This window comes from Pseudomonas fluorescens HK44 (assembly GCF_000217955.3).
Classification (GTDB): Bacteria; Pseudomonadota; Gammaproteobacteria; order Pseudomonadales; family Pseudomonadaceae; genus Aquipseudomonas; species Aquipseudomonas fluorescens_AQ.
Genome location: NZ_AFOY02000021.1, coordinates 14,197 through 37,676 on the forward strand (window position 1 = coordinate 14,197; position 23,480 = coordinate 37,676).

The following is a 23,480-nucleotide window of genomic DNA, read 5'->3' on the forward strand; positions in this document are numbered from 1 at the left end:
GGCCGCGGACGGTCGTGGTGGTGGTCAGGTTAGGGGGGCCGAGCAAGGCGAACAGCGCCTGGAACTGGCCGACTTGCAGGGTCTGCCCGTTACACAACGCCCAGCCGCTGGGTGGATAGTTGAAAGCGAAGGTCTGGGGTTCCGGTAAACACTTTCATGGTTGTTATCCCTGTGTTTTTTGGGGGAGGCCGGCGAGTCCGCCGACCACCGATCAGCGTGGCCGCCAAGACGAATGCCGCTACATTGCGTGCGTGCAGGGAATGGGGCAGCATCCACCCCCAGTTCAAGGTCCAAGCCTTATAGGGCCTTTTCGATCACCCAGGGGGGACAGATGGAATACCGAAGAGAAACAGAGCTTGCCGGCCAGCCTGATGGGTGTGCGGCGCGCACTCGGCTGACGGCCTCGGCGCGTCTGTTTCAATGGCTGACCGATTACGGGATCTGGCCAATTTTGCTGTTGGCGGCATTCGTGCGGTTTTACGACCTGACAGCTGCGGCGATTTGGGGCGATGAAGGCTCCAGCCTGCTGATGAGCCAGTACGATTTGGCCGGGATCTGGTTTCACGCAGCCCGTGATGTGCATCCGCCGCTCTATTTCATGGTCCTGCACGGCTGGATCGAACTGTTCGGCGACGGCATGCTCTCGATCCGCGGCCTGAGTGCGTTGCCGGGGATCGCCACGGTGGCAATGGGCGTCTGGCTGGTACGGTTGATCGCCAACCCGCGGGTGGCGTTGCTGGCCGGGTTGTTGCTGGCGCTATTCCCGTCGGCGGTGCGTTACAGCCAGGAAGTGCGGATGTATTCGCTGCTGGGCGTGTTGCTGCTGGGTGCGACGATTGCACTGGTGTATTGGGTCAAACAGCCCCAGCGCGCACGGTATCTGGTGATCTATGCACTGCTGATGGCTGCCGCGTTTTACACCCACTACTTCACGGCCCTGTGCGTGATTGCCCATTGGTTGTACCTGCTGGTGCTGCGGGTGCAGCCAGGCGAGCCGTTGCGGCACATCAACCGCCCGGGCTGGTGGCTGACCAATGCGGCGATCGTGCTGCTGTTTCTGCCGTGGGTCCCGCAGTTGCTGAGCCTGGTTCAGCACATGCCGGAGCTCAAGGCCAGCGGCGATGTGGGCTGGGAAGATCCGGTCACCGTCAGCTCCCTGCCGTCCATGGTCTGGACCTTCATGATCCAGAGCGATGATGACTTCCTGCCCAGGTCGGTGTTTTTCGCATTGCCAGTGCTGTTGCTGGCCGTGATCGTGGTGACGGTGCTACGTGATCGTAGCGTCTACCGCTGGAGTGCCTTGCTGGCGATTTACGCAGTGGTGCCGCTGGTGCTGGTTTTCCTCGTGTCGTTCATTTCACCGGTGTTTATCGAGCGCTACGTGACGGCTTTCGCGCTGGGGCTGCCGCTGATCATTGCCCTGAGCATCGATGGCCTGAAAAAATCTGCTCGAGTGCTGGCCCTGGCATTGCTCATGCTGTTTATCGGCATTGAAGGGGTGGGCCTGAAAAACAACGCGACGGTCGATCCAAATGACCAACTCAATGTGACGGTCGAGTTCATCAATCAGCATTACGAGCCGGGTGATCAGGTCGTCATCAGCGATCTGCTCTGGTATATGCCGTACGTCTACTACGATCGCACCGACGTTCAGCCGCGCCTCTTTACCCCGGTCTTGGCCAACGGCACGTCCAGTCGGCCGAATGCCTACGGTTTCGGTACGCTGGTAGAGGAAGCCGCCGACAAGATCTACCTCGATCGGCTCACCGACCTGCCGCCCGGAGCGCATCGCGTGTGGTTGTTCAGCACCGCTGACCAACCTGATGAGTTCGCACCATTGCCCGCCGATTGGCAGAAGATCAGCGAAAAAGTCGCTGGAAATGCGCAGGCGCGGTTGTTTGTCATCAATAGCCCTAAAAAATAACCTGTAAATCCGTAGGAGCGGGGGGGGCGCCTAGCTCTTGCCCGCGATGGGTGCGCCGCGGTGCTTCAGGCATACCGCGTCATCGTTCATCGCGGGCAAGCCTTGCTCCTACAGAAGCGCGTTTCACCCTGTCCGCTTTTGTTACAACCGCACCTTTCACAGGGTTTTAGTTCCAATTTGATATCAAAAGCCCACTAGTCGGATCCAAAATCGTAGGCTACGCTTTGTCCTACAAAGGACTGATGACTACGGTGAAGGGATTGCAGAAGTTCCACTTTATCTCCGGCTTGCCGCGCTCAGGCTCAACCCTGCTGTCTGCGATTCTGTTGCAGAATCCGCGTTTTCATGCCGGCATGAGCAGCCCGGTCGGTGCCCTGTTCAGCGGCATTCTCGATCAGTGCAGTGCCGGCAGCGAGTTCGGTGCGGTGATCGACACACCGTTGCGCCGTCGCTTGCTGCGCGGGCTGTTCGACTCCTACTACGCCGACAAAGCCGATAAGCAGATTGTCTTCGACACCAATCGCCAATGGAGCTCACGGCTTCCGGCGCTTAACGATCTGTTTCCCCAAGCGAAGGTCATCGCCTGCGTGCGCAATGTCGCCTGGGTCATGGACAGCCTTGAACGGTTGTATCGCGCCAATCCTTTCGAAAACACCAAGCTGTTCGGCGATGCGGTCGAGCGCAATACGGTTTACAGCCGTTGCGAAACGCTGGCACAGCGCAATCGCCTGGTGGGATTTGCCTGGGCCGCGCTCAAGGAAGCCTATTACGGCGAGCACGCCGAGTCGTTGCTGATCGTTGATTACGACCTGCTGACCCAGGCCCCCGAGCGGGTCATGCGGTTGATCTACGATTTCATCGGCGAACCCTGGTTCGAACATGACTTCAACCACCTGGCCTACGATGCGCCGGAATTCGACCAGGCGCTTGGGGTTGCAGGTCTGCACAAGGTCAGATCCAGGGTTTCCCTGGAGTCACGGCGCACCATTCTGCCGCCGGACCTGTTTGCGCAATACGCGGAACTGTCCTTTTGGCTCGATGGCTCTGCCAGCGCTGCCAATGTCATTCGTATGAAAGCCGACGCCGCGATCAGTTGATCGCGGCGTTTTCATTTGCGCGGTATGAACGTTCGAGTCTGGGTGAGCAACATGTGGTGGAGCAAAGGCAAGTCGCGGATCACGGAGGGCGCACGCGTCCTGGCATCGCCATTGATCATGTCCCTGGAGCCGCGGATGCTGTTCGACGGCGCGGTGGCGGCCACGGTGGCCGATACTGCTCAGACTGACAGCCACACCGCCACAGACGCGGCCAAGGCACCGATCACCCGGCCGCGAGCAAGGACACCCACGCCCAGGCCGACAATGCGGCACCGGTGGCGTCAGCCCCCGCCGCCGTGCCAGGGCAGACCGTGGTGTTCGTCGACGCCCGGGTCAAGGACGCCGACAGCCTGCTCAAAGGCGTGGCCCCCGGCACTCAGGTGGTCCAGCTCGACGCGAGCAAGGACGGCTTGCAACAGATTGCCGACTACCTCGGTCAGCATCAGGGCATCAGCTCGGTGCAGATCATCGCCCACGGCAACGCCGGTGACCTGTGGCTGGGTGACAGCTACCTGTCGGCCGACAACGTGGCGGCCCGCAGCGCGGTGCTGGCTGAAATCGGCAAGGACATGAACGTCGGCGGCGACATCCTGATCTACGCCTGCTACACCGCTGAAGGTACGCGTGGCTTGAGTTTTGTCGACTCGCTGGCAGAGTTGACCGGCCGTGATATCGCCGCCTCGAACAACCGCACCGGCGTGGGTGGCGACTGGGACCTGGAAGTCGCCACGGGCAACATCGAAAGCGCCAACGTGCTGTCGAAAACGGCCATGAGCGAGTACCAATGGGGCCTGGCCACCTGGACCGCCAGCAACAACGCCAACACCGGCGTGGGTTCGTTGCGCGCCGAGATTGCCTCGGCGCAGAACGGCGATATCGTCACCTTCAACGCCAGCATGACCGTGCAGCTCACCTCCGAGCTGCTGGTCAACAAGAACATCACCATCGACGGTGACCTGAACAATGACGGCGTGGCGGATGTGACCCTGGATGGTCAGTACAAGACCCGGGTGATCGAGATCGCCTCGGGCAGCACCGTGACCCTCGACGGGTTGGTGATTACCCGAGGCCTGTACTCGGGTGCGGGTGGCAATGGTGGATTTGGCGCGACCGGGGCCATGGGCGGCGGTATTTCCAACGCCGGGAACCTGACCCTGTACAACGTCAGCGTGACCTCTAACGCGGCCTCGGGCGGCGGTGGCGGCGGTGGTGTTTTGAGCTTATACGATGGCGGTGGTGGCGGTGGCGGTGGTGGGTTGGGTGGCCAGGGCGGCGGCAACGGCGGTTCGACGGGGTTGGGCATCCTCGGCCAGGCAGGCGGTAGCGGCGTGGGCGGCCACGGCGGCGGTTACGACGCCACCCACATGGGCGGTCGCGGTGGCACCAGCACCGGTGGCAACGGAGGGATTGGGGTTCACGGGTACAGCAATGGCGGTAGCGGGGGGACGGCCACCAACGGCACGATTTCCATCGGCGGCGGTGGTGGCGGTGCCGGTTTGGACATTGTGGGCGGCGCAGGCGGCAACGCGGCTGGCGGGATCTACAACGCCTCGACCGGCACCCTGACTATCGTCGGTACGTCGACCATCACCAACAACATCGGTGCCGGTGGCGGCGGTGGTGGCGGTAGCGGTGTTGGCTACATCGGCAACGGCGGGGTCGGCGGCAAGGGTGTCGGTGCGATCTGGAACAAAGGCACCCTCCAGATCACCGCGGCCAACTTCGCAGCCATTTCCGGCAACGCAGCCGGCAGCGGTGCCGGTGGTGCGGTGCTGGGCGGGGGTTCGACAGGCACCAGCCCGACGGCGGTAGCGGCGATCTACAACGACGGCGGCCTCCTGAATACCGCGTACCCGGCGTCGCCCGCCGCGACCATCGTCGTGGCGGACAACTCGCTGATAATCGGCGAAACCTCACTGGTCACCTTCACGTTCTCTGAAGCCGTCAGCGGTTTCACCAATGCCGACCTGACGATCACCAACGGCACGCTGACAACAGTCAGCAGCAGTGATGGCGGCACCACCTGGACGGCGACCTTTACCCCGAGTTCAAGCGTCACGGGCAACACCAACCAGATCTTCCTGGACAACACCGGCGTGACGAGTGTGTCGCGGGGCGTAACCGGGTTCGGCACCAGCTCGTCCAATAATTACGCCGTCGACACCGTGCGGCCAACGGCGACCGTTGTGGTCGCCAATAGCACGGTGAACATCGGCGGATCCACAGTGACCATTACGTTCAGCGAAGCGGTGACCGGTTTCAGCAGCGCCGACATGACCGTTTCCAACGGCACCCTGACCAACCTGACCACCAGCGACAACATCACCTGGACCGCGACCCTGACGCCGACCAACGGCCTCAACAATGCCAGCAACGTGATTACCCTGGACAACACGGCCTACACCGATACGGCGGGTAATGCCGGTGTCGGGTCGGTGGACTCCAACAACTATGCGATCGACACCGTGCGCCCGACCGCGACGGTCGTGGTGGCGGAAAACGCCTTGAAAATCGGTGACACCTCGCTGGTGACCATCACCTTTTCCGAGGCGGTGACCGGCTTCACCAACGCCGACCTGACCATTGCCAACGGCACGCTGACCGCCGTCAGCAGCAGCGATGGCGGTATCACCTGGGACCGCGACCTTTACCCCGAGCGCCAGCACCACCGACGCGACCAACCCTGATCACCCCTGGAACAACACCGGCGTGACTGACCTGGCCGGCAACGCCGGGACCGGCAGCCACCGACTCCAACAATTACGTCCATCGACACCGTGCGCCCGACCGCGACCATCGTGGTCGCGGACAACGCCTTGAAAATCGGTGACACCTCGCTGGTGACCATCACCTTCAGCGAGGCAGTGACCGGCTTTCACCAATGCTGACCTGACCATCGCCAACGGCAACGCTGACCCGCCGTCAGCAGCCAGCGATGGCGGTATCACCTGGACCGCAACCTTTACCCCGAGTGCCAGCACCAACCGACGCGACCAACCTGATCACTTTGGCCAACGCCGCGGCGTGGCCGATCTGGCCGCAACGCGGGCAGCGGCACCACCAGCTCCGCCAACTTCACCATCGATACCGTGCGTCCGACGGCGACCATCATCGTGGCCGACAACGCACTGAAGATTGCGACACCTCGCTGGTGACCATCACCTTCAGCGAGGCAGTAACCGCTTCACCAATGCTGACCTGACCATCGCCAACGGCACGCTGACCGCCGTCAGCAGCAGCGATGGCGGGTATCACCTGGACGGCGACTTTACCCCGAGCGCCAGCACCACCGGACCGCGACCAACCTGATCACTCTGGACAACACCGGGATCGCCGATCTGGCCGGTAATGCGGGTAGCGGCACCACCGACTCCAACAATTACGTCATCGACACCGTGCGCCCGACTGCGACGGTCGTGGTTGCGGAAAACGCCTTGAAAATCGGTGACACCTCGCTGGTGACCATCACCTTCAGCGAGGCAGTGACCGGTTTCACCAACGCCGACCTGACCATCGCCAACGGCACACTGACCGCCGTCAGTAGCAGCGATGGCGGCATCACCTGGACCGCAACTTTTACCCCGAGCGCCAGCACCTCCGACGCGACCAACCTGATTACCCTGGACAATACCGGCGTGGCCGACCTGTCCGGCAACGCGGGCAGCGGCAGTACCGATTCGAACAACTTCGCCATCGACACCCAGCGTCCGACCGCCACTATTGTGCTGGCCGACCCGACACTGGCAGCCGGTGAAACCTCGCTGGTGACGATCACCTTCTCCGAGGCGGTGACCGGTTTCACCAACGCCGACCTGACGATTCCCAACGGCACGCTGACCGCGGTCAGCAGCAGCGATGGCGGTATCACCTGGACCGCCACCTTCACCCCGACAGTAGGCATAAAAGACACGACTAACCTGATCACCCTGGCCAACGCCGGCGTGGCCGACCTGGCCGGCAATGCGGGCAGCGGAACCACTGACTCCGGCAACTTCACCATTGATACCGTGCGTCCGACCGCGACCATCATTGTTGCCGACAACGCGCTGAAGATTGGCGACACCTCACTGGTGACCATCACCTTCAGCGAGGCGGTGACCGGCTTCACCAACGCCGACCTGACCATCGTCAATGGCACGCTGACCGCGGTCAGCAGCAGTGATGGCGGTATCACCTGGACCGCGACCTTTACCCCGAGCGCCAGCATCACCGACGCGACCAACCTGATCACTCTGGATAACACCGGGATCGCCGATCTGGCCGGTAATGCGGGCAGCGGCAGCACCGATTCGAACAACTACGCCATCGACACCCAGCGTCCGACGGCAAGTATTGTGGTGGCCAATCCGCTGCTGGGCATTGGCCAGACCTCACAGGTGACCATCACTTTCAGTGAAGCGGTCAGTGGTTTCGATCTGTCCGACCTCAGCGTGGCCAATGGCACATTGTCCAATTTGCTGAGCAGCGACGGCGGCAAGACCTGGACGGCGACCCTGACGCCGACCGCCGCGGTCAACGATGCCACCAACCAGATCGTGCTCGACACCGCCAATGTGCAGGACAGCGCCGGAAACGCGGGCAGCACCGTAACCCTGTCCAACAATTACGTGCTCGATGCCGACCGGCCCACCGGGACCATCGTCGTTGCCAAACCGCTGCTGGGCATCGGTCAGACCTCGGGGGTGACCATCACCTTCAGCGAAGCGGTGAGCGGTTTTGACCTGTCCGATCTGAGCGTGACCAACGGTGCGTTGTCCAACCTGGCCAGCAGTGACGGCGGCAAGACCTGGACCGCGACGTTCACGCCGACGGCGAACGTGACCGACGCGACCAACCTGATTGTGCTCGACAACAGTAACGTGACCGACAAGGCAGGCAATGCCGGAGCGGGACTGGCCATCTCCAACAACTACGCCCTGGACAGTGATCGCCCCACGGCGACCATCGTCATCGCCAACCCGAACCTGGGCGTTGGCCAGACCTCGCAGGTCACCTTCACCTTCAGCGAAGCGGTGAAGCATTTCGATTTATCCGACATCAGTGTGGCCAATGGCACCCTCACCAACCTGAGCAGCAGCAACGGCGGCAAGACCTGGACCGCCACTCTGACCCCGACGGCCAATATCAACGATGCGACCAATTTTATCGGGCTGGACAGCAGCACCGTGACCGACCGCGCCGGGAACGCGGGCACTGGCGTCGCGATCTCCAACAATTTCACAATCAACACGGTGCCGGCTGTCGTGATCTCGGTCAGCGACTCGGCACCGCCGCAAAACACTCCGAACGTTCCGTTGCAGCCGATTGTTTTCACGCCGCCGACCGGTAATCTCGGTTCTCCGCTGACCTTTGCGCCGCTGTTCGAACAGCGGGTATTGGGCGATGGCATCCGCCCACTGGGGGATATTTTCATCAATCGTGGCGCACTGAGCCCCAGCTATATCGCTCAGGTGTTCACTAGCAGCGACAGTGGCGGGAATGGTTCCACTCACGGCTTCCTGGGTTTTGGCGGGGGCGATGGCGGAGTGTTTGGTAACAGCACGCTGTCGAGCCTGTTCAGCCATGCATCGGGCAATGGCGACAGTTCCCCGAACGCGTTCGGCGACAGATCGATCCAGCACGGCGGCGATGCCTCTCAGGGCTTGCACGGTGCATTGGGTGCACTGACCTTGGGCGAGCAACTTCAACAACTTGAAAACGCCGAGAAGCAGCAGATCCAGGCGTTGGCTGCAGCGTTGCAACAGGTCGGCATCAGCGAAATGCAGGCCTGATTAAAAACCTGAAATTGTGCGGTACCTAGGGGCGGTCCAAGGATGAAGAAAAATCAGAAACTATTCGGCGCCAGTCTGCTGGCGCTGGCAATCAGCGGATGTGCGGTGACCAGTGAACCGATTGAACGCCGCGTCAGCGAGCAGCGCGCCAGAAGCGATTTGGCGAGCATATACAAGGATCAGGAGCCCCTTAGCGGCCCACTGACGCTGCATCAGGCCATGGCCCGTGCAGTGAAATACAACCTCGAAGGCCGATTGAAAATCATGGAAGAGGCGTTGGCCAAGCGCCAACTCGACCTTGCCAGCTTCGACATGCTGCCGCGCATGGCCCTGGACGCCGGTTACGTGGGGCGCAACAACACCAGCGCCGCCAGCAGCCAGAGCGTGCGCACCGGCACCCAATCCCTCGAACCCTCGACCTCCCAGGACCGCGACCGCAGAGTCGCTGACCTGACCATGGTGTGGAACGTCCTTGACTTCGGCGTCAGCTACATCAACGCCAAGCAGCAAGGCGATCAACGGTTGATCGTTCAGGAACGTCGGCGCAAGGTCATCAACACCATCGTTCAGGACGTGCGCTCGGCTTATTGGCGAGCGGTGGCCGCTGAACGTCTGCTCAAGCAGATCGACAGCCTGATGGAGCGGGTCGATGCGGCGCGCAACAACAGCCAGAGCATGAGCGAGCAGCGCATCGGCGACCCGGTGCAGGCCTTGGGGTATCAGCGTTCGCTGATCGAAGCCACGCGCCAGCTCGAAGAACAGCGGCGGGCACTGTCGCTGGCGAAAACCGAACTGGCGACCCTGATCAACCTGCCGATGGGCACCGAGTTGACGTTGGCGACACCGGAGGATTACACGATTCCGGAGCTCAAGGTCGGCATGGACAGCCTTGAGCAAGAGGCCCTGGCCAGCCGTCCGGAACTGCGCGAGCAGGATTATCAGACGCGCATCAGCACCGCCGAAACCCGCAAAGCCATGCTGCGGCTGCTACCGGGGCTGGAACTCTCGGCTGGCGGGCATTACGACAGCAACTCGTTTCTGGTCAACGACAAGTGGGCTGACTACGGGGTAAAAATCACCTGGAACCTGTTCAACGTGATTTCCGCCCCGGCGGCCATCGACGTGGCCAAGGCCGGTGAAGAAGTGGCCAAGGCACGCCGTCAGGCAATGTCGATCGCGGTGCTGGCGCAGCTTTACGTGGCCAACGCCAACTACCGTGAAGCGCTGCGTCAGTTCCAGACCAACCAGCAGCTGTCGACTATCGACGGGCAGATTCTTGGCCAGTTACGTAACCGCCACCAGGCAGCGGGCATCGGCGAACTGGAGCTGATCCAGGGCGAACTGAACACCTTGCAAGCCGACCTGCGCCGCGATCTGTCGTACGCGGATTTGCGTAACGCTTACGGGCAGATCTTCGCCAGCGCCGGGCTCGACCCGCTGCCGGACCAGGTGCAATCGACTCAAGTGCAGTCGATCGCCACCGCACTGGCCAGCCGCGAGGATGCGTGGGCCGACGGCAACATCACGGCGCCGCCAGCGCATGTTCAAGAAAAGTAATCTACAGGCGCCCACAGTCAGTGTCAGTCGGGTACCGCGGGAGGGTCGAGGACGCGCCCGGTGTTTTCCCGACTGCCGGTGACGGTGCCTCCGCCGTTGCTATTGCAGGCGTTGGCGCAGATCAAGGACAGCGACTGGCATAATCATTTCAACCGTGACTATTACAGCGGCGAATTCGAGGGGCGAGAAGACTTCATCGCTCGGCGCTTGGGCAAACTGCTGCAATTGGGCACTGAACATTGCCGCGAATTTACCGGGCTGGCGATTAATTACCATGAGTTGCCGGGCGCCATGGAGGGACGTTTGGCCGGGTTTTTTGCGCTGAGTGCCGAGCAGCGGACACTGGTGTTCAGCGCTGTGCATCAGCACGCCAAGCAACCGGCCGAAACGTTTGTGGCCGACAGCGAAGGCAAACAACAAGAGGCTTCGGCGCGGCTCAGAGAGTGCGTTGAGTGTTGGGCGCACGGGCCTTACGAAGCATTGGAGCAATGGCGAACCGCTTCTTGTGGCAAGGGAGCTTGCTCCCGCTGGGCCGCGGAGCGGCCCTAAACCTGGCAACGGTATTTTGTCAGGCGCACCGCATTGGCTGAATGACGACGGCTTCGCCCGAACGCGGACCGGCCGACGGGAGCAAGCTCCCTCGCCACAGGTGAATCAACAGCTCAGCTCTTCGACGACAAATCCGCCATGCCCTTGAGCAACTCGATCGGTAACGGAAAGACGATGGTCGAGCTCTTGTCGCCGGCAATCAAACTCAAGGTCTGCATGTAACGCAACTGCATGGCGCCTGGCTGGCGACCAAGCATTTCGGCAGCTTGCATGAGTTTTTCCGAGGCCTGCAATTCACCTTCGGCGTGGATCACTTTCGCCCGCCGTTCACGTTCGGCTTCGGCCTGTTTGGCAATGGCGCGGATCATCGACTCGTTGAGATCGACGTGTTTGATTTCGACGTTGGCGACCTTGATCCCCCAGGCATCCGTCTGGGCATCCAGCACTTGCTGGATGTCGAAGTTCAGGCGTTCGCGTTCGGCCAGCAGTTCGTCCAGTTCATGTTTGCCGAGCACCGCCCGCAAGGTGGTTTGCGCCAGTTGGCTGGTGGCCATCAGGAAGTCTTCGACCTGGATGATCGCTTTCTGAGAGTCGAGCACACGGAAGTACAGCACCGCGTTGACCTTCACCGAGACGTTGTCGCGGGTGATCACGTCTTGCGGCGGTACGTCGAGCACCACGGTCCGCAGATCGACCCGAACCATTTGCTGGACCACCGGAATCAACAGGATCAACCCCGGGCCCTTGACCTGCCAGAAACGTCCAAGCTGGAACACCACGCCGCGCTCGTATTCGCGCAGGATGCGGAAGGTCGACCCTGCCAGTGCAATCAGCAGCACCAACAGCGCGGCAAAACCCAGTTGCAGACCCATGATCATTCTCCTTGCGGCGCCGCGTCAGCCGCGGCCACTTCCAGCAGTGTTCCCTTGCGCGCCACCACTCGCACCCGTTGCCCGGAATGCAAGGGTGTCTTGCAGTGCACCTGCCAGCGCTCACCTTGCAAATGCACCCAGCCCTTGTGCGTGTTGTGACCCTGCAACGCGGTCACCTGCGTGACGCTGCCGAGTAGCCCGGCATCGCCACTGACGATGTGGCGCGGTCGGGTTTTCAGGGCGTGGATCAGCAGGGCGATCAACAGCAGGGCGCTGATCAGTCCAAGACCGATGATCAGTGGCGTAGGGACATCGGCATTGCTCAGCATCACCGCGCCGATCACGAACATCGTGATGCCGCCCAGTCCGACCACACCATAATTGGGCAGCACCACCTCCGCCACGAGCAGCGCGATACCCACCATCATCAGCCAGACGCCGAGCGGGTTGGGGACGACCACCACAACCGTGTCTGTCGCGAAAGCCGATCCGCTCAACCCCAACAACAACGCAACCGCACACCACCAGCGAGTGTTCACTTGACCCTCCAGGAGAGTCATCCGTCCGCGAGCCACACGGTGGCCCTGCTTATAGTCTAGTTGAGCCTTTGGCTGGATGATTCTTGATCAATTTTTGCGAGTTTCCAGTGGGCAGATTTATCACCGGGTTCCGGCAGCAGGCCTAGACTTTAGAGGAGACGCCAACCTGTTTAATTATCGTCCGCCCGCCCTGCGACGGACACCGAGGTGCATCATGCGTATGGCAAGAACCGTGCAGCGCAGCCTGGAAGAGGCGCACTGCGAATTCGACGTAGTCTCTCACCCGCATTCGGCCAGCAGCCTGGAAACCGCCAGGGTAGCGGGCATTCCTGCTGAGCGCGTGGCGAAATCGGTGATCCTCGACGACCACCACGGCCACTACCTGATGGCCGTGTTGCCAGCCAGCCGGCATCTGGACCTGAGCAAAGTGCGCGGCAGCAGTGAATGGCAAGTCACCCGCGAAAGCACCCTGGCCCACCTGTTCAACGACTGTGAACGCGGCGCCGTTCCGGCCCTGGGTGAATCCTATGGCCTGGACATGGTCATCGACCCGATGCTGACCCGTCAGAAAGAGATCTACGTCGAAGCCGGCAACCACAACAACCTCGTGCACTTGAGCATGGACCAGTACCTGAAAATGGTGCCTCATGCCGAGGTGTGCGAGCTGAGTCAGTAGCCATTATTGGCGATGGACTGCGCAGCAGTCCCCGACCCTCTAAAAATTCAGGAGCCAATTCCCATGGAATCACCCACCCACAGCCTCCCCAACCTGTTCAAACAACTCGGCCTGCCCGACGACGCCGAAAGCATCGACAAATTCATCGCCACCCACTCACCGCTCAAACCCGAACTGCACCTGGCCGATGCGTTTTTCTGGACCAAGAGCCAGGCGGACTTCCTGCGTGAAGACATCCTCGACGATTCCGATTGGGCGGAAGTGGTGGATCAGCTGGATGTGCTGCTGAGGAAGGGGCGGGGGGTGTAAAAATCTTAGGAAAAACGGCAAATCGTGCAAAAAACTGATGAGCGATGAAAAAATCTGGGCTTTAATCGGATTTCTGAACTTTTTCTGTGGATGCGCACGATGCCCTTGGTTGGATACGCCTACCTGCATGATGCCTTAAGACTCAAAGCCATTGCGCCTACGCGTGTGGCGATGGTCAAACCCGTCACCCGCGTATCCATGATCGGAGATTGCCTGGCTGTTCCACAGTCAGTCGCACCTGCAAGCGACTCGATCCTTGAACACATTTTTTTTGCGCTCAAACACGAAGGTATCAATCTCGGCATTCTGGCCCAAGCACTTGAGTCTGTGCCTGCTGAAGAGCTGCTCCAGGAATTAGCCAAGGCCCCGAACGGTGTATTCGTTCGAAAAGCCTGCTATCTCTGGGAAGGTTTAACCCACCGGCGACTCGACTACGAAGCATCAGTGAATAGCCGATTTTCACCGCTGTTTGATCCAGCGCGGTATATCACTGGCCCTGCTGTTAGAAACACACGCTGGCGCATTGAGTTTAACGGCCTCGGCTCCCTTCGCTACTGCGCCACTGTTGAGCGGACTTCCGAGCTTGAAGCCCTGCTCAGCCTCGACATCCTCGGTCGCGCAAAAACCTTCATGGCAACGTTACCGGCAGAGATGATGGACCGCGCCATTAACTGGGCGTATCTCCACGAAACCCGTGATTCCTTTGCCATCGAGAGGGAAGAACCCAGCGATGAAAAGTCCCGGCGCTTCGTTCAACTGTTGCGCCAGGCCCATGATGGTCGCGAGCTGAGCGAAGAGTACTTGGTGGAATTACAGAACAGCACGGTCTCCAATCCGTTCGACAAAGCCGCCTTGTTTCGCCATGAACAGAACCACCTGCATAACGGTCTGCGCGGCGCTGCCGGTGTCAGTTATATCCCGCCTGAGCCGGACCTGTGCCGTGAGTTGATGGGCGAACTGATGAATTTCGCCAATCAGTCTTCGCGAAAGGTCGATCCACTGGTGGCCGCCGCTGTGACGGCGTTTGGTTTTGTCTTTCTCCATCCGTTCATGGACGGTAATGGTCGACTTTCACGTTTTCTGATCCACCAGACCCTGTGTCATTCCGGAGCCCTGGAAAATGGCCTGCTGCTGCCGGTGTCCGTGGCCATGAAACACGAAGAGTCCAGCTATCTAGCCGCCCTTAAGGACTTCTCGCAACCGGCCCGCGATTTCTGGAATGTCACCTGGCTGGACGCTGACCAAATGGCTTTCGAGTTCATTGGCCATCCCTCGATCTACCGCTTCTGGGACGCCACCCGCTGCGTTGAATTCACCTTGCAAATGGCCCGCCGCGCTCTCGAAGTCGAACTGCGCGAAGAAACCGAATTCCTCGACCGCTACGACCGCATCGTCAAAGCCGTGAACCAACGTTACGACATACGCGGCAGTGACCTGTCGAAGCTGGTGATGATGTGCCTGGACAACGAAGGTAAGGTTTCAAAACATCGACGCAAGCAGTTCCAGTACAGCGTGCCGGAAGAGGTGTTTGAGTTTATTGAGGCGGAGGCGGGGCGACTGTTGGCCAATGTGTGAAAGGGCTCGAAAGTCCGAGGAAAACTCCGAAGCTTGCCCGCTCGGTTGCGAACCCCGAAACGCCCCCCTATAGTTCGCCTCGTCGCCGCACATCGGCGACAGGATTTGGCGATCCTAATCACTACCCAAAAAACTATTTTTTTGAGAGCGATCGCTATGACTCCTTATCGAGCACTGAGTACCAACCCAACCCCCGTCTGCGTTCTGGCCTACAACATCCTCGCACCCACCCATTTTCTCCACGAAACCGCCTGTAGCCGTGTCCGCATCGGCACCGATCTGCTGGAAACCCTCACCTCGATCACCCTTCGCGATCTCAACGACAAAGACTTCTATCGCCTGATCAACGCCGCGTACGTGTCATTGCGTGATGGGCTGGATTTGATGGAGGAGCTGCAACACCGCTTGGCTGCACAGGCGGCGCAAGCGAGCTAAGGTTGCTGCAATGCGTTCCCGCGCAGGGCGCGGGAATGTTCATTTCTCAAGAGGCCATTGGCGCGAGGTATGGACCAAAGCGAGTATCCACGCGGTTCCCTGATCCAGTTGATAGACCAGTCGGTAACTTTGATGAGGAATCAATTCGCGAGTACCAGAAATCGTCCCTACAGGACCGCATTCAGGATGGAGTGAGAGGCGAGAAACCGATTCGCTGAATCGGTTGTCCATCTCGATGGCTGCTCGTGGGTTTACGGCGTGGAGATAGTCCCAAATGTCTGCACGATCCTGTGCCGCGGCTGGCGTCCAAATTACCCTCATCCTTGTCTGGCTGCTTGAGTACGCCTGGCAGCAAATTCGGCTTCTACTTCATCGTTTGTCAGGCCTTCGCCTGCCCGCATGGAGACTCGCGCGATGTCGACTTTACGTTGCAAGAACGCCTCGTACTCACGCGACTCTCGTTGCGTTTGAACAAACTGACGCATCATTTCCCGGACAATTTGCGACGCCGGCCGATGGGACGCTTCTGCTTCAGCCATGAACTGTTCGCGCAGTTCGGGTTCAAGTTTCATCGTAAAAACGGCTTGTTTGGACATGGTTTTGTTTCCGGGATTAGGTGCTGAAAAAGTATATACGTCTTCAGTACATATTCATCACTGTCCAGATATTGCCGCGACGAGCGGGGGAAGAATTGTTTCAAACCGCGCTCGGGCGAAGCGACCCTGAAATCAGTCACCGCGAGTATTCAGATGGAACGCGATTGCCGGCTTACGACCGCTTCGCGGCCGAGCGGGAGCAAGCTCCCTCGCCACAATGGATCGCCAGGCGATAGATTTCCGTTCATTTACCGGCATCAAGGTAAGCCCCCTCACCGCAGGTTTTGCCCACTGCGCTAATTTGTTTCAAAACTTGACTGCATTTCCCCTCCAATGCGATATTGATAGTTAGCAAACTAACAGTGTGCGAATTGACCTGTGTCCCAGACCCTCGACGCCCTTCAGATGAACATCAGCAGTGCCATGGTGGTGGCCGCGCGGCATTGGCGGAAAATCTGCCAGACTACGCTGGTCAACTACGGCATCTCCGAAGCCTGCGCGGTCCCGTTGTTGATGATCGGGCGGCTGGGCGAGGGTGTGCGCCAGGTGACGGTGGCGCAGGCGGCAGGGATGGAGAGCCCGTCGCTGGTGCGTTTGCTCGATCAGTTGTGCCAGGCCGGGTATGTCTGCCGCGGCGAAGATCCCCTGGATCGCCGCGCCAAGTGCCTGAACCTGACCGATACTGGCCGTGAGTTGGTGCAGGCGGTAGAAGCCGAGCTGGTGCGCTTGCGCCGTGTGGTGCTTGAAGGCATCGATCCAGCGGATCTTGAAGCCGCGCTGCGGGTGATTCGCGCATTCGAGGCGGCGGAGCAGCAGTTACCGGTGACCCCACTGTGAACGGATTTTTTAGCGGCATACCGCCGGCCCGAGACTGGTTTTACGGCGTGCGTACCTTCGCCGCGTCGATGATCGCGCTGTACATCGCCATGCTCATGCAAATGCCGCGTCCGTACTGGGCGATGGCCACGGTGTACATCGTTTCCAGCCCGTTCGTCGGGCCGACCAGTTCCAAGGCCCTGTACCGTGCTGTCGGCACCTTGACCGGCGCGGCAGCGGCGTTGCTGTTTGTGCCGATGTTCGTCCAGAGCCCGTATGTGCTGGTGCTGGTCATCGCGCTGTGGACCGGCACCCTGCTGTTTCTGTCGATGCATTTGCGCACCGCCAATAACTACGCGCTGATGCTCGCCGGTTACACCTTGCCGCTGATCGCCCTGCCGGTGGTGGATAACCCGTTGGCGGTGTGGGATGTGGCGGAAGCACGGACCGAAGAAATCTTCCTCGGCATTGTCTGCGCAGCAGTGGTTGGCAGTATGTTCTGGCCACGGCGGTTGGCGCCGGTGTTCGATGACTCAGTCAGCAAGTGGTTCAGCGATGCGGTGACCTACAGCCAGCGCTTCCTGACCCGCAACGTGCAGCCCGAAGAAGTCAGCACCCTGCGCGCCTCGATGGTGGCCACGTTCAACTCCCTGGAATTGATGATCGGCCAGTTGCCCCACGAAGGTGCGCGGCCGCAAACCGTGCGCAACATCAAAGAACTGCGCGGGCGGATGATTCACCTGCTGCCGGTGGTGGATGCGCTGGACGATGCGCTGTATGCCTTGCAGCGGCGCACTCCCGAGCTTGTGGACAAGTTCGCGCCGTTGCTGGCCTCGACCATTGAATGGCTCGACCGCACAGACGCTTCGGTCGAGCACTGGCAAACCCTGCGCGCTCAACTTGAAGCCCTGCAACCGAGTGCCGAAGCGCTGGATGATCGCAAGCCATTGCTGTTTTCCAACGCGCTGTATCGTCTGGGTGAATGGATCGATTTGTGGCAAGACCTGCGCAGCCTGCAAGAGGCGATTCGCTGCGAAAGCCAGGACAACTGGCGTGCGGTCTACCGGCATTGGCGGCTGGGTCGGCTGACACCTTTTCTCGACCGTGGGCTGATGCTCTATTCGGCGGCGTCGACGGTGCTGGCGATCATCGTCGCCTCGGTGCTGTGGATTCTGCTCGGCTGGACCGACGGTGGCAGCGCGGTGATTCTGGCAGCGGTGGCGTGCAGCTTTTTCGCCGCGATGGACGACCCGGCGCCGCAGATTTACCGGTTTTTTTTCTGGACGGCGATGTCGGTGCTGTTCGCCAGCCTTTATCTGTTTTTGATCCTGCCGAACCTGCATGACTTCCCGATGCTGGTGCTGGCGTTTGCTGTGCCGTTTATCTGCGTCGGCACCCTGACCGTACAGCCGCGTTTCTACCTCGGCATGTTGCTGACCATCGTCAACACCTCGTCGTTTATCAGCATCCAGGGTGCCTACGACGCGGACTTTTTGAGCTTCGCCAACTCCAATCTCGCCGGGCCCATCGGCTTGTTGTTTGCCTTTATCTGGACCCTGGTGGCGCGGCCCTTTGGCTCGGAGCTGGCGGCCAAGCGCCTGACCCGTTTCAGCTGGCGCGACATCGTCGGCATGACCGAGCCGGCGAACCTTGCCGAACACCGGCAGTTGGGTGTGCAGATGCTTGATCGGCTGATGCAGCATTTGCCGCGTCTGGCGATGACCGGTCAGGACACCGGCGTGGCGCTGCGCGAAGTGCGCGTGGCGCTGAATCTGCTTGACTTGCTGGCGTACGCGCCACGGGTATTGGGCGTACCGAACGTCTTGCTGCGGCAGGTGGTGGCCGAGGTCGGCGAGTACTTCAAGGCCTGCCTCAAGGCCGGCGAACGCTTGCCGGCACCGGCGCCGTTGCTGATGACCCTGGATCGCACCCGGCGCGCACTCAATGGCCAAGGTCTGCAAGGTGACGGCGAAACCCGCCTCCACCTGCTGCACGCCCTCGCAGGTCTACGTCTGGCGCTGTTGCCGGGCGTGGAGTTCATCGGTGGCAGCGAGGCCGATGAGCCGTTTCCCCATGGTATCGATGGAGCGCCTTTATGATCGGTGATCTGGACATCAGCGGGGTATTCCTGCCCACGTTGCTGGTGCTGATGGGTATTACGTACGTGCTGTACCTGGTGGTGCACGGGTTACTGACGCGCCTGCACTTTTATCGTCTGGTCTGGCACCGGGCATTGTTCAACGTTGGTCTTTACGCCTTGCTGCTCGGCGCCGTGGACTCACTCAGTCGATACCTGATGACATGAAAAAACCTATTTTGACTCTTGGCCGTGTGGTGTTGACCTTGCTGGTGGTGACCTTTGCGGTCGTCGTGGTCTGGCGCATGGTGATGTATTACATGTTCGCTCCGTGGACCCGTGACGGGCACATTCGTGCGGATATCGTGCAGATCGCCCCGGACGTTTCCGGGCTGATCCAGCAAGTGGAAGTGCGCGACAACCAACTGGTGAAACGCGGCCAGGTGCTGTTCAGCATTGACCAGGACCGTTTCAAACTGGCGCTGCGCCAAGCCAAGGCGGCAGTCGCCGACCGTCAGGAAACCCTGGCTCAGGCGCAACGTGAAGCCAAGCGCAACCGTGGCCTGGGCAATCTGGTGCCGGGTGAGCAACTCGAAGAAAGCCAGTCCCGCGTGGCCCGCGCCGAAGTGGCGTTGTCCGAGGCTCTGGTGTCGGTGGACAGCGCCCAGCTGAACCTCGACCGCTCGGTGATTCGCAGCCCGGTGGACGGTTACGTCAACGACCGTGCACCGCGTACTCAGGAGTTCGTCACTGCCGGTCGTCCGGTGTTGTCGGTGGTGGACAGCAATTCCTTCCACATCGACGGCTATTTCGAAGAAACCAAACTCGACGGTATTCATGTCGGCCAAGGTGTCGATATCCGCGTGATTGGTGACCGTGCGCGGTTGCGCGGGCATGTCGAAAGCATCGTCGCCGGCATTGAAGACCGTGACCGCAGCAGCGGTTCGAACCTGCTGCCCAACGTTAACCCGGCGTTCAGCTGGGTGCGGTTGGCACAGCGGATTCCGGTGCGGATTGCCTTCGATGACGTACCGGCAGATTTCCGCATGATTGCCGGGCGTACCGCGACCGTGTCGATCATCGGCGACAAGCCCGAGCAGGAGCCGGCGCAATGAAAGCGGCCGCCTGTTTAGCGACGGCCGGTCTCGGCTTGCTGCTGTCGGCCTGTCAGGTGGTCGGCCCGGATTACCATTTGCCTGAAGAGGCAGCGGTGCACCGCGCGGACTTTCAGGGCGATCTGACTGCGCACGGAAAAAACGTAGTGTCGGCGCCGGTGCCGGGCGACTGGTGGCGGCTGTACCAGGATCCGCGTCTGGATGAGCTGGTGCGCCAGGCCATGGCCACCAACACCGATTTGCGGGTGGCGGCAGCCAACCTGTCTCGCGCCCGTGCCCAGGTCGAACAGGCCGAGTCGGCGGGCGGCTGGAGCGGTGGCGTGAAGATGGGTGCCCAGCGTTTGCAGGAATCCGGCGAGGCGTTTCTGATACCGGAAAAGGTTCCAGTGGCCAATGTCGGTGACATCGGCATCACCACGTCTTATCAGTTCGATCTGTTTGGGACGTTGCAGCGCGGCATCGAAGCGGCGAAGGCCAATGCCGATGCGACGCAAGCCGCGGCGGACACTGCGCGCATCACCCTGGTCGCCGACGTCGTGCGGGCCTATACCCAAGTCTGCGCGGCCAACGAAGAGCGTGAAATCGCTGAGCACTCACTGGACCTGCAAGGCCAGAGCACCGCGCTGACTCAGCGCCTGCGCGATGCCGGGCGCGGCGACGAAACCCAGGTCACCCGTTCGCAAACCCAGTTCAAATCCTTGCGCGCCGATATGCCGCGCTATGAAGCCGCCCGTCAGGCCGGGCTGTTCCGTTTGTCGATGCTGTTGGCCAAACCGGTGGATCAATTACCCGCCGGGACCAGCAGTTGTCACGAGCTGCCAAAGATTGCGCAATTGTTGCCGGTCGGTGACGGTGCCACCTTGCTCAAACGGCGACCGGATGTGCGTCAGGCCGAACGTCAACTGGCGGCCGCGACGGCGGACATCGGGGTCGCTACCGGTGCGCTTTACCCGGACATCAGCATCGGCGCGACCGTCGGCACCGTGGGTATTCTCGATCACCTTGGCCAACCGCAAACCAATCGCTGGGGCTTCGGCCCGTTGTTGACCTGGACAGTGCCGTCCAACGGCTCCCGGGCACGGGTGCGTGAGGCTGAAGCGGCGACCCAAGGCGCGCTGGCGCACTTTGACGGGGTGGTGTTGAACGCGATCCGCGAAACCCAGACCGGTCTGGCGCAGTATTCCGCGCTGTTGCAACGCCGCGATGCCTTGGTCGATGCCGAGCAATCGGCGCAACAGGCGGCGGACCAGACTCACCGCTTCTTCCAGGCCGGCCGGGCGTCGTTCCTTGCCGATTTGCAGGCAACCCGCACCTACACCGACGTGCGTGCGCAGGTGGCGACCGCCAATACTCAGGTCGCCATGAGCCAGATCGATTTGTTCCTGGCGCTGGGCGGCGGTTGGGAAAGCGGACGAACGCAAGGTTCACAGCCAACGAAACCCTGAGGCCGTTGCTATGCTTTTACATGTCGGGTTCGCGCGTGCGGATCCGGCAGTCAAGGCTCGCATTGGTCATGGGGATTCCAATAATGAAAAACCCTTATGCTCCCGGCTTCTGGTGCGCAATTGTCGCGCTGGTGCTGCTCTCGGCTACGTATTTTTATGGCGTGATGCTGGCGCACCAGATTGATAAGGCTTTGATCTTTCTCGACAGTGCCAGTGCGCTGATCGGGGTGATGTCGATTGCAGTCGTCGCCTGGGCTTCGCTGCAAACCCGGCGGATCAAGAAAAAACAACTCGAACAAGGCAAGACCCTGGTGCTGATCTGGGACACCAAGGTGGCGTTGCGCCGGGTTGAAACGGTATTCGACCGGTATTTCTGGGGCAGTTACTGGCAACCGGGACGTACTTTTCAGGAAGTCATGGGCGAACTCACCGGCACTCCGCTGGAAAAAAGCCTCGAAGCCCTCAAAACCCAATGCCTGGCCCTCGACAAACAGGTCACCGATGAAGGCTGGCACTGGTTGAACAACGCCCGCGAACTGTCTGACGTGGCCAACGCCATGGCCCGCGAGCGCTATCAACTGGATTTCTGCGACCCACGCTCGGATTCACCGAATGGCGCGGTGATCAATCGGGATTTTGAAGTGCTGGTTTATACGTGGACGGCACGGCTGAAAAGTTTTGATCATCAGCTGGATGAGATAGAGGTGCAGTATTCCTGAGCCGATGTTGGCAGGACCGCCGCCATCGCGAGCAGGCTCGCTCCCACATCTATGGTTACCCCCTTTTCTGCAATACTGTTTTTGATGCGTGTTTGGCTTGCTTTCATCTATCCGGCGTCTGTGTGGGGTGGCAACCCCGCGCCTCGATGAGAATCGATGCCTAACGATCCTAATTATTCGAACGGCCTTTCAGCCGTGTGGGAGCTCAGGGTTGTCGTCAGGCCGGTTAGCCGTTCACGTCATCTGTTATCCAGCATCGCAAAACCAGGTGGGTGGTGCTCGGGTGACAGCAGGGTCAGGCGTTCATCGCGGTTGGCCCTGCATCAAATTCAGTGTGGTGGGCAGCAATCGCCCAGGCGATCCTTGCCAGCTTGTTGGCCAGCGCGCAGACCACATGGTTGGAGTGATGGTGGGCCAATAGCTGCCGGACCCAGTCCGCCAGCCAGCCTTTCTGTCGGTCCAGTTGCATCAGGTAAACACGGGCACATTGGACAAGCAGGCGCCGCTGGTTGCGATCACCTCGCTTGCTGATGCCCAGCAGGACGGTCTTGCCGCCCGTAGAATGCTGTTTGGGTATCAGCCCGATTGAGGCCGAATAGCCTCGGCCGCATTTGAACTGCTTGCCATCGCCCAATTCGGCAGCCAGGACGCTGGAGGTGATCGGGCCTACGCAGGGCATGGTCATCAAACGAGCCGCCAGATCATCTTCGGCGGCCTGGCATTCCACTTCCTTGTCCAGCGTCTTGATCTGCCCATCCAGATAGGTGAAGTGCTCCTGCAACCTCGTCAGAAGTTTTTTGATGGGCACAGGAATTGAACTCGCTTCAAGCCGAGCGGGCAGTTCTTTGATGGGCTTGAAGCCTGTGGCCAGACTGACGCCGACCTCCAAAAGCGCTGCGTGAATCCGATTGACGGTCGCGGTGCGCTCTTTGATGAACGAATCGCGTGTCGAGTTGAGCATGGCCAGCAGCTGCTGAGCCTGGGTTTTGGGGTGTACAAAGCGCATTGTTGGACGAGTCGCCGCCTCGCAGATCGCCTCGGCATCAGCGAAGTCGTTTTTGTTGCTTTTCACGTAAGGGCGTACGAGATGCGGGGCAATGAGCTTGGGCGTATGTCCCAGCTTCGCGACCTCCTGCGCCATGAAGTGGGCTCCGCCGCAGGCTTCCATCACAACGGTGCAGGGTTCGAGATTCATCAGGTGCTGCATGAGCGCCGCACGAGTAAACTTTTTGCGGTAAAGCTCATGACCACGATCATCTTGCGCGTGTAGATGGAAAGAGTGTTTTCCCAGATCGATGGCGGCAATAGCTACTTTGTTCATGGCAACGGTCTCCGATGAGCCCCCTGCGAAAGCTTAGTGGGCGATCACAGGGGGCGGCGGGGGTAGCCATTTCATTATTTGATACTC

At 60.5% G+C, this 23,480-nt stretch carries 24 protein-coding genes and 1 pseudogene; 19 read left to right on the forward strand and 6 right to left on the reverse strand.

Annotation, left to right across the window (positions count from 1 at the left end; all coding sequences use genetic code 11):
* Nucleotides 1-37: 37 nt before the first annotated feature.
* Nucleotides 38-158, reverse strand: a pseudogene (locus HK44_RS29970) (tail fiber protein); the annotation flags it as partial.
* 173 nt (nt 159-331) lie between these two features.
* Here HK44_RS29970 and HK44_RS25665 point away from each other — a divergent pair.
* From HK44_RS25665 to HK44_RS25685, 9 genes are all read left to right on the forward strand, one after another.
* A complete protein-coding gene (locus HK44_RS25665) occupies nt 332-1,924 on the forward strand; it encodes a glycosyltransferase family 39 protein (RefSeq protein ID WP_019691139.1) in 1,593 nt (530 codons plus the stop codon).
* Nucleotides 1,925-2,166: 242 nt separating this feature from the next.
* Nucleotides 2,167-3,021 (forward strand): sulfotransferase family protein, encoded by an 855-nt coding sequence (locus HK44_RS25670; protein ID WP_019691140.1) that lies wholly within the window; start codon nt 2,167-2,169, stop codon nt 3,019-3,021.
* A 275-nt stretch (nt 3,022-3,296) separates the two neighbouring features.
* On the forward strand, nt 3,297-5,708 hold the full coding sequence (locus HK44_RS30715; protein ID WP_024265172.1) for an Ig-like domain-containing protein: 2,412 nt from the start codon (nt 3,297-3,299) through the stop codon (nt 5,706-5,708).
* A gap of 90 nt (nt 5,709-5,798) precedes the next feature.
* Nucleotides 5,799-5,909, forward strand: coding sequence for an Ig-like domain-containing protein (locus HK44_RS30720; protein ID WP_024265173.1), 111 nt, complete (start codon nt 5,799-5,801; stop codon nt 5,907-5,909).
* Between the two features lie 7 nt (nt 5,910-5,916).
* Entirely contained in the window at nt 5,917-6,153 is a 237-nt protein-coding gene (locus HK44_RS30725) for a hypothetical protein (RefSeq protein WP_431357349.1), read from the forward strand.
* 3 nt (nt 6,154-6,156) lie between these two features.
* Nucleotides 6,157-6,330 carry an Ig-like domain-containing protein gene (locus tag HK44_RS30730; RefSeq protein ID WP_242031599.1) on the forward strand — a complete coding sequence of 58 codons (174 nt, stop codon included), beginning with the start codon at nt 6,157-6,159 and terminating at the stop codon, nt 6,328-6,330.
* Between the two features lie 125 nt (nt 6,331-6,455).
* Entirely contained in the window at nt 6,456-8,792 is a 2,337-nt protein-coding gene (locus HK44_RS30735; RefSeq protein WP_242031600.1) for an Ig-like domain-containing protein, read from the forward strand.
* 42 nt (nt 8,793-8,834) lie between these two features.
* Nucleotides 8,835-10,349 carry a TolC family protein gene (locus HK44_RS25680; RefSeq protein WP_019691143.1) on the forward strand — a complete coding sequence of 505 codons (1,515 nt, stop codon included), beginning with the start codon at nt 8,835-8,837 and terminating at the stop codon, nt 10,347-10,349.
* Nucleotides 10,350-10,409: 60 nt separating this feature from the next.
* Nucleotides 10,410-10,898 (forward strand): hypothetical protein, encoded by a 489-nt coding sequence (locus HK44_RS25685; RefSeq protein WP_019691144.1) that lies wholly within the window; start codon nt 10,410-10,412, stop codon nt 10,896-10,898.
* Nucleotides 10,899-11,011: 113 nt separating this feature from the next.
* Here the strand turns inward: HK44_RS25685 and HK44_RS25690 are convergent, their stop codons facing one another.
* A complete protein-coding gene (locus tag HK44_RS25690; RefSeq protein ID WP_019691145.1) occupies nt 11,012-11,770 on the reverse strand; it encodes a slipin family protein in 759 nt (252 codons plus the stop codon).
* 2 nt (nt 11,771-11,772) lie between these two features.
* The gene (locus HK44_RS25695; RefSeq protein WP_019691146.1) at nt 11,773-12,309 is read right to left on the reverse strand and encodes an NfeD family protein; all 537 of its coding nucleotides are present in this window, start codon (nt 12,307-12,309) and stop codon (nt 11,773-11,775) included.
* Between the two features lie 214 nt (nt 12,310-12,523).
* On the opposite strand from HK44_RS25695, the gene HK44_RS25700 reads away from it, so the two are divergent.
* The 4 genes from HK44_RS25700 to HK44_RS25715 all read left to right on the forward strand — a co-directional run bounded on the left by HK44_RS25700 (nt 12,524) and on the right by HK44_RS25715 (nt 15,304).
* A complete protein-coding gene (locus HK44_RS25700) occupies nt 12,524-12,985 on the forward strand; it encodes an aminoacyl-tRNA deacylase (protein WP_019691147.1) in 462 nt (153 codons plus the stop codon).
* 63 nt (nt 12,986-13,048) lie between these two features.
* On the forward strand, nt 13,049-13,294 hold the full coding sequence (locus HK44_RS25705) for a DUF2789 domain-containing protein (RefSeq protein WP_019691148.1): 246 nt from the start codon (nt 13,049-13,051) through the stop codon (nt 13,292-13,294).
* 99 nt (nt 13,295-13,393) lie between these two features.
* Complete coding sequence (locus HK44_RS25710; RefSeq protein WP_019691149.1) at nt 13,394-14,869, forward strand: Fic family protein; 1,476 nt, start codon at nt 13,394-13,396, stop codon at nt 14,867-14,869.
* Between the two features lie 156 nt (nt 14,870-15,025).
* Nucleotides 15,026-15,304 carry a hypothetical protein gene (locus tag HK44_RS25715; protein WP_019691150.1) on the forward strand — a complete coding sequence of 93 codons (279 nt, stop codon included), beginning with the start codon at nt 15,026-15,028 and terminating at the stop codon, nt 15,302-15,304.
* Nucleotides 15,305-15,343: 39 nt separating this feature from the next.
* On the opposite strand, the gene HK44_RS25720 is transcribed toward HK44_RS25715, so the two are convergent.
* On the reverse strand, nt 15,344-15,625 hold the full coding sequence (locus HK44_RS25720) for a type II toxin-antitoxin system RelE/ParE family toxin (protein WP_080690684.1): 282 nt from the start codon (nt 15,623-15,625) through the stop codon (nt 15,344-15,346).
* A complete protein-coding gene (locus HK44_RS25725) occupies nt 15,622-15,900 on the reverse strand; it encodes a hypothetical protein (protein WP_019691151.1) in 279 nt (92 codons plus the stop codon). Before HK44_RS25725 ends, HK44_RS25720 begins: the two co-directional genes overlap by 4 nt.
* A gap of 405 nt (nt 15,901-16,305) precedes the next feature.
* On the opposite strand from HK44_RS25725, the gene HK44_RS25730 reads away from it, so the two are divergent.
* From HK44_RS25730 to HK44_RS25755, 6 genes are all read left to right on the forward strand, one after another.
* A complete protein-coding gene (locus tag HK44_RS25730; RefSeq protein WP_019691152.1) occupies nt 16,306-16,737 on the forward strand; it encodes a MarR family winged helix-turn-helix transcriptional regulator in 432 nt (143 codons plus the stop codon).
* A complete protein-coding gene (locus HK44_RS25735) occupies nt 16,734-18,815 on the forward strand; it encodes an FUSC family protein (RefSeq protein ID WP_019691153.1) in 2,082 nt (693 codons plus the stop codon). The genes HK44_RS25730 and HK44_RS25735 overlap by 4 nt, the downstream gene beginning before the upstream one ends.
* A complete protein-coding gene (locus HK44_RS25740) occupies nt 18,812-19,021 on the forward strand; it encodes a DUF1656 domain-containing protein (protein WP_017478036.1) in 210 nt (69 codons plus the stop codon). Before HK44_RS25735 ends, HK44_RS25740 begins: the two co-directional genes overlap by 4 nt.
* A complete protein-coding gene (locus tag HK44_RS25745; protein ID WP_019691154.1) occupies nt 19,018-19,908 on the forward strand; it encodes an efflux RND transporter periplasmic adaptor subunit in 891 nt (296 codons plus the stop codon). Before HK44_RS25740 ends, HK44_RS25745 begins: the two co-directional genes overlap by 4 nt.
* On the forward strand, nt 19,905-21,353 hold the full coding sequence (locus tag HK44_RS25750) for an efflux transporter outer membrane subunit (protein WP_019691155.1): 1,449 nt from the start codon (nt 19,905-19,907) through the stop codon (nt 21,351-21,353). Before HK44_RS25745 ends, HK44_RS25750 begins: the two co-directional genes overlap by 4 nt.
* An 83-nt stretch (nt 21,354-21,436) precedes the next feature.
* A complete protein-coding gene (locus HK44_RS25755) occupies nt 21,437-22,072 on the forward strand; it encodes a hypothetical protein (protein WP_019691156.1) in 636 nt (211 codons plus the stop codon).
* A gap of 295 nt (nt 22,073-22,367) precedes the next feature.
* On the opposite strand, the gene HK44_RS25760 is transcribed toward HK44_RS25755, so the two are convergent.
* Nucleotides 22,368-23,393 carry an IS110 family transposase gene (locus tag HK44_RS25760; RefSeq protein ID WP_024264761.1) on the reverse strand — a complete coding sequence of 342 codons (1,026 nt, stop codon included), beginning with the start codon at nt 23,391-23,393 and terminating at the stop codon, nt 22,368-22,370.
* Between the last annotated feature and the right edge of the window lie 87 nt (nt 23,394-23,480).

What these genes read in the sequence shown, in the direction of transcription:
- HK44_RS25665 (WP_019691139.1), top strand. Translation starts at nt 332, where the DNA reads ATGGAATACCGAAGAGAAACAGAGCTTGCCGGCCAGCCTGATGGGTGT.
- HK44_RS25670 (WP_019691140.1), top strand. Translation starts at nt 2,167, where the DNA reads ATGACTACGGTGAAGGGATTGCAGAAGTTCCACTTTATCTCCGGCTTG.
- HK44_RS25680 (WP_019691143.1), top strand. Translation starts at nt 8,835, where the DNA reads ATGAAGAAAAATCAGAAACTATTCGGCGCCAGTCTGCTGGCGCTGGCA.
- HK44_RS25690 (WP_019691145.1), bottom strand. Translation starts at nt 11,770, where the DNA reads ATGGGTCTGCAACTGGGTTTTGCCGCGCTGTTGGTGCTGCTGATTGCA.
- HK44_RS25700 (WP_019691147.1), top strand. Translation starts at nt 12,524, where the DNA reads ATGCGTATGGCAAGAACCGTGCAGCGCAGCCTGGAAGAGGCGCACTGC.
- HK44_RS25705 (WP_019691148.1), top strand. Translation starts at nt 13,049, where the DNA reads ATGGAATCACCCACCCACAGCCTCCCCAACCTGTTCAAACAACTCGGC.
- HK44_RS25710 (WP_019691149.1), top strand. Translation starts at nt 13,394, where the DNA reads ATGCCCTTGGTTGGATACGCCTACCTGCATGATGCCTTAAGACTCAAA.
- HK44_RS25715 (WP_019691150.1), top strand. Translation starts at nt 15,026, where the DNA reads ATGACTCCTTATCGAGCACTGAGTACCAACCCAACCCCCGTCTGCGTT.
- HK44_RS25720 (WP_080690684.1), bottom strand. Translation starts at nt 15,625, where the DNA reads ATGAGGGTAATTTGGACGCCAGCCGCGGCACAGGATCGTGCAGACATT.
- HK44_RS25725 (WP_019691151.1), bottom strand. Translation starts at nt 15,900, where the DNA reads ATGTCCAAACAAGCCGTTTTTACGATGAAACTTGAACCCGAACTGCGC.
- HK44_RS25730 (WP_019691152.1), top strand. Translation starts at nt 16,306, where the DNA reads ATGAACATCAGCAGTGCCATGGTGGTGGCCGCGCGGCATTGGCGGAAA.
- HK44_RS25740 (WP_017478036.1), top strand. Translation starts at nt 18,812, where the DNA reads ATGATCGGTGATCTGGACATCAGCGGGGTATTCCTGCCCACGTTGCTG.
- HK44_RS25745 (WP_019691154.1), top strand. Translation starts at nt 19,018, where the DNA reads ATGAAAAAACCTATTTTGACTCTTGGCCGTGTGGTGTTGACCTTGCTG.
- HK44_RS25750 (WP_019691155.1), top strand. Translation starts at nt 19,905, where the DNA reads ATGAAAGCGGCCGCCTGTTTAGCGACGGCCGGTCTCGGCTTGCTGCTG.
- HK44_RS25755 (WP_019691156.1), top strand. Translation starts at nt 21,437, where the DNA reads ATGAAAAACCCTTATGCTCCCGGCTTCTGGTGCGCAATTGTCGCGCTG.
- HK44_RS25760 (WP_024264761.1), bottom strand. Translation starts at nt 23,393, where the DNA reads ATGAACAAAGTAGCTATTGCCGCCATCGATCTGGGAAAACACTCTTTC.